This is a genomic window from Streptomyces sp. NPDC015661 (assembly GCF_043077765.1).
Taxonomy (GTDB): domain Bacteria; phylum Actinomycetota; class Actinomycetes; order Streptomycetales; family Streptomycetaceae; genus Streptomyces.
Genome location: NZ_JBIBST010000029.1, coordinates 1,738 through 3,071 on the forward strand (window position 1 = coordinate 1,738; position 1,334 = coordinate 3,071).

The window sequence follows — 1,334 nt, forward strand, 5'->3', positions numbered from 1 at the left end:
GGTGATGGGTGGCTGGTCGTTGTTTGAGAACTACACAGTGGACGCGAGCATCTGTGGCCAAGTTTTTAAGGGCGCACGGTGGATGCCTTGGCACCAGGAACCGATGAAGGACGTGGGAGGCCACGATAGTCCCCGGGGAGCCGTCAACCAGGCTTTGATCCGGGGGTTTCCGAATGGGGAAACCCGGCAGTCGTCATGGGCTGTCACCCATGCCTGAACACATAGGGCATGTGGAGGGAACGAGGGGAAGTGAAACATCTCAGTACCCTCAGGAAGAGAAAACAACCGTGATTCCGGGAGTAGTGGCGAGCGAAACCGGATGAGGCCAAACCGTATGCGTGTGATACCCGGCAGGGGTTGCGCATGCGGGGTTGTGGGATCTCTCTTCTGTCGTCTGCCGGCGACAGGACGAGTCAGAAACCGTATGGATAGGCGAAGGACATGCGAAAGGTCCGGCGTAGAGGGTAAGACCCCCGTAGCTGAAATCTGTACGGCTCGTTTGAGAGACACCCAAGTAGCACGGGGCCCGAGAAATCCCGTGTGAATCTGGCGGGACCACCCGCTAAGCCTAAATATTCCCTGGTGACCGATAGCGGATAGTACCGTGAGGGAATGGTGAAAAGTACCGCGGGAGCGGAGTGAAATAGTACCTGAAACCGTGTGCCTACAAGCCGTGGGAGCGTCGGATGCAGCTTGCTGTATCTCGTGACTGCGTGCCTTTTGAAGAATGAGCCTGCGAGTTTGCGGTGTGTTGCGAGGTTAACCCGTGTGGGGAAGCCGTAGCGAAAGCGAGTCCGAATAGGGCGATTCAGTAGCACGCTCAAGACCCGAAGCGGAGTGATCTAGCCATGGGCAGGTTGAAGCGGAGGTAAGACTTCGTGGAGGACCGAACCCACCAGGGTTGAAAACCTGGGGGATGACCTGTGGTTAGGGGTGAAAGGCCAATCAAACTCCGTGATAGCTGGTTCTCCCCGAAATGCATTTAGGTGCAGCGTCGTGTGTTTCTTGCCGGAGGTAGAGCACTGGATAGGCGATGGGCCCTACCGGGTTACTGACCTTAGCCAAACTCCGAATGCCGGTAAGTGAGAGCACGGCAGTGAGACTGTGGGGGATAAGCTCCATGGTCGAGAGGGAAACAGCCCAGAGCATCGACTAAGGCCCCTAAGCGTACGCTAAGTGGGAAAGGATGTGGAGTCGCAGAGACAACCAGGAGGTTGGCTTAGAAGCAGCCACCCTTGAAAGAGTGCGTAATAGCTCACTGGTCAAGTGATTCCGCGCCGACAATGTAGCGGGGCTCAAGCGTACCGCCGAAGTCGTGTCATTGCAGCAATAGG

The 1,334-nt window shown here is 56.7% G+C and carries 1 rRNA gene (running past one end of the window); it reads left to right on the plus strand.

The features are described 5' to 3' along the window. Nucleotides 1-55: 55 nt before the first annotated feature. Nucleotides 56-1,334 (plus strand): 23S ribosomal RNA (locus tag ACF07V_RS38740); it runs 1,928 nt beyond the window's last position.